This is a genomic window from Nitrosomonas sp. (assembly GCF_043753625.1).
Taxonomy (GTDB): domain Bacteria; phylum Pseudomonadota; class Gammaproteobacteria; order Burkholderiales; family Nitrosomonadaceae; genus Nitrosomonas.
In genome coordinates, this window is record NZ_JAYUWI010000131.1 from 20,970 (window position 1) to 29,281 (window position 8,312).

At 46.9% G+C, this 8,312-nt stretch carries 8 protein-coding genes and 1 pseudogene; 4 read left to right on the plus strand and 5 right to left on the minus strand.

What is annotated here, in order from left to right:
* The first annotated feature begins 13 nt into the window (after nucleotides 1–13).
* Nucleotides 14–229 (plus strand): hypothetical protein, encoded by a 216-nt coding sequence (locus ACH10T_RS11030; protein WP_394809328.1) that lies wholly within the window; start codon nucleotides 14–16, stop codon nucleotides 227–229.
* Here the strand turns inward: ACH10T_RS11030 and ACH10T_RS11035 are convergent.
* The 4 genes from ACH10T_RS11035 to ACH10T_RS11050 form a co-directional block, all read right to left on the minus strand.
* On the minus strand, nucleotides 216–698 hold the full coding sequence (locus ACH10T_RS11035; protein ID WP_394809329.1) for a hypothetical protein: 483 nt from the start codon (nucleotides 696–698) through the stop codon (nucleotides 216–218). The genes ACH10T_RS11030 and ACH10T_RS11035 overlap by 14 nt on opposite strands.
* Before the next feature lie 294 nt (nucleotides 699–992).
* On the minus strand, nucleotides 993–1,352 hold the full coding sequence (locus ACH10T_RS11040) for a YajD family HNH nuclease (protein WP_394809330.1): 360 nt from the start codon (nucleotides 1,350–1,352) through the stop codon (nucleotides 993–995).
* 41 nt (nucleotides 1,353–1,393) lie between these two features.
* Nucleotides 1,394–3,223: an AMP-dependent synthetase/ligase gene (locus tag ACH10T_RS11045; protein WP_394809331.1), complete on the minus strand. Its 1,830-nt coding sequence runs from the start codon at nucleotides 3,221–3,223 to the stop codon at nucleotides 1,394–1,396.
* Nucleotides 3,224–3,274: 51 nt separating this feature from the next.
* Nucleotides 3,275–5,758, minus strand: a complete 2,484-nt coding sequence (locus tag ACH10T_RS11050; protein ID WP_394809332.1) for an acyl-CoA dehydrogenase — start codon at nucleotides 5,756–5,758, stop codon at nucleotides 3,275–3,277.
* A 252-nt stretch (nucleotides 5,759–6,010) separates the two neighbouring features.
* Here ACH10T_RS11050 and dapE point away from each other — a divergent pair, with 252 nt between their 5' ends.
* The 3 genes from dapE to ACH10T_RS11065 all read left to right on the plus strand — a co-directional run bounded on the left by dapE (nucleotide 6,011) and on the right by ACH10T_RS11065 (nucleotide 8,245).
* Nucleotides 6,011–7,213, plus strand: a complete 1,203-nt coding sequence (gene dapE / locus ACH10T_RS11055) for a succinyl-diaminopimelate desuccinylase (RefSeq protein WP_394809333.1) — start codon at nucleotides 6,011–6,013, stop codon at nucleotides 7,211–7,213.
* A 212-nt stretch (nucleotides 7,214–7,425) separates the two neighbouring features.
* Nucleotides 7,426–7,827: a hypothetical protein gene (locus ACH10T_RS11060; protein ID WP_394809334.1), complete on the plus strand. Its 402-nt coding sequence runs from the start codon at nucleotides 7,426–7,428 to the stop codon at nucleotides 7,825–7,827.
* Nucleotides 7,828–7,867: 40 nt separating this feature from the next.
* Entirely contained in the window at nucleotides 7,868–8,245 is a 378-nt protein-coding gene (locus tag ACH10T_RS11065; RefSeq protein WP_394809335.1) for a hypothetical protein, read from the plus strand.
* Here ACH10T_RS11065 and ACH10T_RS11070 read toward each other — a convergent pair.
* Nucleotides 8,234–8,312: pseudogene (locus tag ACH10T_RS11070) on the minus strand (IS5/IS1182 family transposase); the annotation flags it as partial. The gene ACH10T_RS11065 and the pseudogene ACH10T_RS11070 sit on opposite strands and share 12 nt — an antisense overlap.

Genomic DNA, 8,312 nt, shown 5'->3' on the forward strand with positions numbered 1-8,312 from the left:
TACGCGCTTAACCATGCGTGCTGCAAACTCGACACTGAATCATCAGCTTATCGACGCGCAAGTGATTGGCAATCAATGGGATTTTGTGGGATTGTTGAAATTGGCTGAATATTTTCAGAAGATACTGGGTGTAGGCGATCGGCGCGCCCACACCCCACAAGCTTCTGGTCAGCGGTCAGTCATGCTATGGCAGAGAAAAATCCCCGCCATTCACTTTACTGAGCCTTGATCAATGATTCGTTCAGATCACCGGAATCCGAACTCATCTTCGCCTTTATCTGAGCGTTATTTGGCTGATCACGAGATTCCGCAGACTTTGCATGCTCACGATTTAGTAATTCCGCGGCTACTTGTCGATGGAAACCAGCGTGTTTTTCGGCATCTTTTGTAGCTTGCTCGTAATAACGGATGTTGGCGACAGTGTGAGATTGGAAATCCTGACCTCCCCTGCCATAGTAGTAGCTATGATCCTCATAATTTTTCAGCAACCCTTGCATTTCCATCAACTTGGATGCCGTTTCCTTGGCTAAACTGTCATAATAATCGGCCAGTTTGTTATGTTCGTCGTATGTTTTTGCATTCTGCGCCACTCTTTGATGCTCAATATCCGATACGTTCATTTGGCCGAGCTGTGCACAAGCCACCAATAGGGAAAGTACCGGTAAAATTGCCAAGTATCTATTCAATTTTATGTTCATGATCGTAGTAACTCCAAGTCATATGTCATGGGTGTCATATTATCGAAGTCACTGCTGCATTGACTATTGGGGAAACTATTGTTTTTTGCTAAGGGAAACTATTAAGTGATGACGAGGTAATGAGAACGCAAGCTTGACAGGCTGTTGATGTTCCTCAGAAATCCAGCGTGTTGCATAGCGTATTAAGTCAGCGTCAGCTTGCATGTTTAATAAACAACTCTGTGGTCTTGCCGCGGGGAATCGCAAGTTAAAAGTAAGCCGGAACGGCCATTTATTAACCAGCCGATTTTTACATTACGATTTATTCTTGAGTCTATCTTTCAGATTGGCGAACGGATTAAACGTGGCAACTGTTTCAGTTCCCCCGCTATCAACACGTCCCATGGAATCTTTAAGCTTGGAATGTTCATTTTCGTGGCAGTAGGTACAGAGTAGTTCCCAATTACTGCCATCGGATCGATTGTCATCATGATTACTGTTCTTGTGATGCACTTCCAGCAACAGCAGGTTTTTGTGATCAAATGTACGTGCGCAGCGGCCACAGACCCAGGGAAACAATTTGAGTGCCTGCTCCCGGTATCCTTTTGCACGTTTCTCTGCATTCAGGCGTGCTTCCAGAACCACTTTATCCAGCTTACTGGTGTCTTTTGCCATCGATTTTCTTCCTCCACAGCGAAGGTCAAGTCAAGTTAAAATTAGTGTCCGGCATAAAGTTTATCGACTTCCGCCTTATATTTCTCCAACACCTTCGTGCGTTTCAACTTCAAAGTAGGTGTTAACAAACCGTTTTCAATACTCCAGGGTTCCGGAATAACTGCAATACGGCGTATTTTTGCATATCCTGGGAACTCACTGGTTTGGTGCGCGACTTTGTCTAATAAAATTTCTTCAACTTGTTGCCTTTGTTGTTCATTATCTAAACCGCCATCTAAGCCATATTGTGTCAAGAAATCTTGCTGCCGGGCCGGATTCAAAACGACCAAAACACTTAAATAAGAACGCGCTTCACCGATTAACATCACTTGATCAAACAGCGGATCACGCATAATGGCTGCTTCCATATCCGCTGGCGGCACTTTCTCACCGTTAGACAATACAACAATTTCTTTCAAGCGCCCGGTAATGGTTACATGACCCTGTTCATCAATCGAAGCAATATCACCGGAATTCAGCCAGCCATCCGAGGAAATTATTGCTTTCGTTGCTTCCGGATTATTCCAATACCCCAGCATGACATTAGGGCCACGGATCAGTAATGCATTATCTTTTCCCAACTTAACCTCAACGCCAGGAATAGGCAAACCGACACTGGCCGGTACATTATCTTCAAGCCGATTGGCACAAACTACCGGACTGCTTTCGGTCATACCATAGCCTTGTAGAATGGGTAATCCCAGGCCGATGAATATGCGCGAAACTTCAGCCGATAACGCAGCCCCGCCGCTCATCACAAATCGTAACCGCCCACCCAACTTACCTATCACTTTATCCGCCACCAGTTTTTCTAATAGTGGCCACAACACATGTGACAGTCGTTGGTATCCCCTTCCCTGCTGACATTCAAAACGGCTATATCCCACGTCTACTGCAAAATTAAATAACCAGCGCGCAAAACCGGAGCCTTCGGCAAGTTTTGCACGGATGCCCGCATACACTCTTTCATAAATACGTGGCACGGAGATCAACAATGTCGGTCGAATTGTCAGCAGATCTTCCTGTAATTGCTGGATTGAGCGTGCATAAGCGATAGTGGCGCCACACATCATGGGTACATAGTAGCCTGCTGTGCGCTCAAAAGTGTGTGACAAAGGCAGGAAAGAAAGTAACAGATCATCGGGCAATACCGGTATGACTTGCAAACAACTCGAAGCGTTAGTCAATATATTGTGATGGCTCAGCATGACCCCTTTGGGGCGGCCTGACGTGCCGGATGTATAAATGATGGTGACAAGAGCCTGTGGATCATTGCTGATGTGTTTGACTTCACCCGCATGGGCTGGCAACCAATCTCTGGCTGACACAACGCGGACGTTATCACAGGTATCCACGCTGCCTGGTTCAAAAGGGCGCAGCATAATGATCCGCTGCAGTCCTTCTATCTGGTTGTGTATGCTAAGAAACTGCTGCCATTGATGTGAGTTCTCCAGCAGCAATAATTTAACATTGGCATCATTAATAATATAAGCCGCATTCTCAACACGATCATCGGTGTATAGAGGAATCACCACCAGCCCAAGACCCAGTGCCGCCTGTTCGAACATGACCCATTCCGGGCAATTCCTCAACATCACCGCTACCCGGTCGCCAGGAACAAGTGATTCTTTTTCCAGTGCAGCCTGCCAACGGGCAACGAATTGATTGATCTGCTCCCATGTGTAATCGCTCCATTGCTCGCTAATCGGATTGAAATAGCGGTAAGCCTCCTTTTTCGGCGAACGTTGCACGCGCTCTTTAAAAAGACCATCCAATGTTTTTGCAGTCTCTATCGGAATGACGCCAGCCATTCCGTCTTGCTCAATTTGCATAGCTTTCCCTTTTACTTCAGTCCAAGATTCCAAATCCAGTTCAAGTAAGTCTTATTGCACTGTGTCCTTATTTTCATTGGCTGTCTTGTTGCTATCTGCACTTTGGCTGACGGTATCATCATCCTGCTTTGCAGCAACAGTATTTTTCTTTTCACCAGTACCTTTTTCACTATTTCCGTTTCTACTACTGGTTGTTTTGCTACCTCCGTTATTAGCGGTTTTGGTTTCTTTACCAAAATCAGGTGGAAAATCATCCACCTTAACCACACGGCTGCGTAAATCTCTCATTTTGTTCAGTAGGTCAGCTTCTGCCGCAGTGATGACTTTGAGCGCCAAAGCCTGGGCAATTTTCTCATCGCCTCGCGCAGTAATTTGACGCAACTTAGTAGCTTCCCGCAGCTTGGCCTCAACCGCCCCGCACTCGATAACACATTGCAAGGCCAATTCCAAATCCGCCATCGGCTCGTTATCCGCTGTCGGCACATAAATTCCGGTCGTCAACCGATCCCGCACAGCTCCCGGTTCCATCATTAACCGGGAAACCTCATGCGCCAGATCGTCAGCAGGCCGCTTACAGCGTTTTCCGAGCGGGAAAACCAACGCTTTCAGCACCCAGATCAATGTAATATGGCCGGGGAAGTTAGTCAGAAATTCATCGAAAGCCTGTTGCATTTGATATAGGGCATCCTGCATCGACCAGTGCAACAGCGGCAAATCAGCACTGGGGCGACCATCGTCTTCAAAACGTTTCAGTGTCGCCGAGCACAAATAAAGCATGCTCAAAATATCACCCAGTCTCGCAGATAATCTTTCTTTACGTTTGAGAGAGCCGCCTAGTCGCATCAGCCCGACATCGGCGATAAAGGCGAAGCTGGCGGAAAAACGTGCCAGTTGGCGATAATAAACGGCCGTTTCCGGGGTGCTGTTTTCCGGCGCATTGTCTTTTATATAATCACCAAACAATGCGTACACCAAACTGTTGGCGGTATTACGCAGGGTAAACTTTGCATGCCCCATCAATGCTTCGTCAAACGCCAGCGACGCGCTATCCGGGTTTTTATCATGCGTTGCGTTGACTTCTTTTAGAAGATAAGGATGGCAACGGATCGCACCCTGGCCAAAAATAATCATATTACGTGTCAGAATATTGGCGCCTTCCACGGTGATACTGACAGGAATCTGTTGATAAGTGCGTCCCAGATAGTTTCTCGGGCCGATGCAAATCGCTTTGCCGCCGTGAATATCCATGGCATCGTTAACCGCTTGACGCCCCCTTTCGGTCAAATGGTATTTGACAATCGCCGAGGCCACCGAGGGTTTCTCACCCAGATCGACCGAACCGGCTGTCATAACCCGCGCGGCATCCATCATGTAGGTATTGCCGCCAATCCGCGCCAGTGCTTCCTCGATTCCTTCGAAATAACCGATCGGCGTTTTAAATTGCGTACGCACCCGGCTATACGCCCCAGCGGTTCGCGCTGCCAATTTTGCCGCGCCCACACTGGTGGCTGGCAACGAAATGGCGCGCCCGACTGACAGACAATTCATCAACATGCGCCAGCCTTGTCCAACCCCTTCTTGCCCGCCGATGATCCAATCCATGGGAATGAATACTTCTTTACCCCAATTCGGACCATTTTGGAATGCCCCATTGAGCGGATAATGCCGCCGTCCGATATTCACCCCAGGGGTATTGGTGGGAATGAGCGCCAGCGTAATACCGAGATCTTCGTTCCCGCCGAGTAATTTGTCGGGATCATACAGCTTGAATGCCAGTCCTAAAATGGTCGCAACCGGCCCCAGGGTAATATAGCGTTTTTCCCAAGTTACCCGCATGCCCAGGACATCGGTTTTGCCTTCATATTCACCCCGGCATACGATCGCAAAATCCGGCATGGAACCGGCATCGGAACCGGCTTCCGGTGAAGTCAGCGCAAAACACGGCACTTCCAATCCCTTGGCAAGACGCGGCAGATAATATTCTTTCTGTTTCTCGGTACCATAATGCAACAGCAGCTCAGCCGGTCCCAATGAATTCGGCACCATCACCGTGACTGCCGCCGTACCGCTGCGCGAACCGATCTTCATCACAACTTCGGAATGTGCCAGCGCTGAAAACCCATAGCCGCCATACTGCTTGGGGATAATCAAACCAAAAAAGCCTTTTTCCTTGATAAATTGCCAGACTTCCGGCGGCAGATCTTTCAACTCATGCGTAATCTTCCATTCATCCAGCATCGCGCACAATTGCTCAACCGGACCATTGAGAAAAGCTTGCTCCTCCGCTGTCAATTGCGGCTTTGGATAAGCCAGCAATTTTTTCCAGTCGGGTTTGCCGCTAAATAATTCACCCTCCCACCAAACCGTGCCCGCATCCAATGCCTCCTGCTCCGTCTGGGAAATTTGCGGAAGCATTTTGCGAAAAATTTTCAGAATCTGATTAGAAACCAGGAAACGGCGTATGACTGGAACTGCCAGAATTAAACTAATGACTGCAACGAGCAGCAAGATGACATAAAAGAGAAACATAAGCATGATGATTTTCCCCGTAGTGAGTTAAGCCCAAATCAAGTTACGCACATTCCATGTCAACAGTGCAAGACATGAATCAGCTATGTAGAATCCGGCATCTGTTTGACAGGCTGTTAAATAGCTTACGGCCTCAAATTTACAGGATAATCGTGTAAATCCCTACATTAACCCAAAAGTTTTATGGACATATTGTTGTGTAATTCATACACTCACGCTATAAAAACTATTTCATTACTTTAATTCAGGAGAAATCCCATGTCCAATGACACACTGGCTCTCGCCCAAACACTAATTGCCCGCCGCTCACTAACCCCTGCCGATGACGGTTGTCAGGACATTCTCATCGAGCGTCTGGAAAAACTCGGTTTCCAGATTGAAAAAATGCGTTTTGGCGAAGTCGACAATCTTTGGGCGCGCCGTGGCAATACGGCTCCAGTGCTCTGCTTCGCGGGACATACCGATGTGGTGCCCACCGGCCCGCTAGAACAATGGGACAGCGATCCATTTACCCCCACCATCCGCGATGGCAAACTCTATGGACGCGGCGCTGCTGACATGAAATCTTCGCTCGCAGCCTTTATCACCGCCATCGAAGCTTTTGTCGCACACCATGCGAATCATCAAGGATCCATCGCCCTGTTGATCACTTCCGACGAAGAAGGCATCGCAGTCGACGGCACGGTCAAAGTGGTCGAAACGCTCAAAGTACGGGGCGAATTACTGGATTACTGCATTGTGGGTGAACCCACTTGTACTGAAAAGCTGGGAGACACCCTCAAAAACGGCCGCCGCGGCTCTCTGTCCGGGAATCTGACAATTAAAGGTTTACAAGGCCATATTGCTTATCCGCACCTGGCGAAAAACCCAATTCATCTGGCCGCACCGGCCATTGCGGAATTGGCGCAAACCGAATGGGATCAAGGCAACGAATACTTCCCGCCGACCACCTGGCATATTTCCAATATTCATGGCGGCACGGGCGCCACCAACGTCATTCCCGGCACACTGAATTTATTATTCAATTTCCGTTTCTCCACCGCCAGCACCGTCGAATCCCTCAAAACCCGTGTGCATGAAATTCTTGACCGGCAGGGCTTTGACTATGAATTAGCGTGGGAACTCTCCGGAAAACCTTTTCTCACGCCCAAAGCTGAATTAGCCAACGCCATGAGCAACGCCATCACCCAAGTCACCACCTTCGAACCGCAGCTTTCCACTTCCGGCGGCACTTCCGATGGCCGGTTTATCGCGGACATTTGCCCGCAGGTCATCGAATTTGGCCCGCTCAATGCGACGATTCATAAACTGAATGAGTATGTTGCAGTCGATGACATTGAGCAACTGTCGCGCATTTATCAGCTAACCCTGGAAAATTTACTGGCCGACAAAAATGAAAAAGCCCCTGCAAATTCCGGCAGCTTCATGGATAAGTTGAAGAAATTTTTTTCTTTTGAATGAAATAATGATTGGCGTAATTGAAATGCCCGCTTCCGACCAAAAACAGCTATTCAGTAGGGGCAGTTTGAACTTGAGGTGGAAAGCCAGATTATTTTCTGACAACATCTTTCAAGAATAAATGTATCTATAAAACCCTGTTTTACTTGAACGGGATGAATATTTCCACGTTGAAACAACAAATATAAAGTTGGCTTATAAAAATAAGGAAAAATATGGAACCGATCTCAATGCTAGTAGGTGCACTGGTCGCTGGTGCCAGCTCAGCTTTAAAAGATACAGCCAATCAGGCAGTCAAAGATACTTATCAGGGATTAAAAAACTTAGTGATAGAACACTGGAAATCAGACATTGACACTCAAGCCAATGAAATCGAAGCCAAAATGTTTCTTGATAACCTGGAAAGTGATCCAGAAGGCTTTAAAAAACCGCTAGAAAGTAAGCTGAACAAGATCATGTTAGAACCGGATACAGCGTTGATTGAACGAGCACAGCAATTAGAAAAGCTATTAAAAGAAGCAGGCTTTATCTCAAAAAATTATTATGTGAAATTGGGTGACAGTAACCAAGGCGTTCAAATTGGTAACAGTAACACTCAAACCAATAACTTCAAGTAATTCATTTGAATCCATCTAAATAGATTACTGAGAGTTCAAGGTGGCAAACGATAATATATTGTTTCAGTACATTACTGCCGATCGCTCTCAAGGCGTCCAGCAGGGAAACGATAACACGCAGATCAATTACTTCACAACTATCCAGCAATCATCTAGCTATCAAGCACTACTCGAAGCAGTTGAGAAAGCCAGAGAGAGAACTGAAAAATATCCTAGTGATCAAGATCTTAGAAAGGAATTGCAACAAGCTGAGCAGGAGCTAAATAGTTTTATTGAAAGTATTCGCAAACTACTTGACGATATCGACAAAATACCACTCAACACAGAACGGGGTAAAAAAGCTAAAGCGTATTTTGAGAAAGGGAATTATCAAGCAGCTCGTGAAATACTAGGGTCTGTTGACATTTCACATAGGTAGCCACAGATATCCACAAGCCATGGCAACCATACTTTCGTAATTTCTTTTCAGTTTGTCATATCGTGTT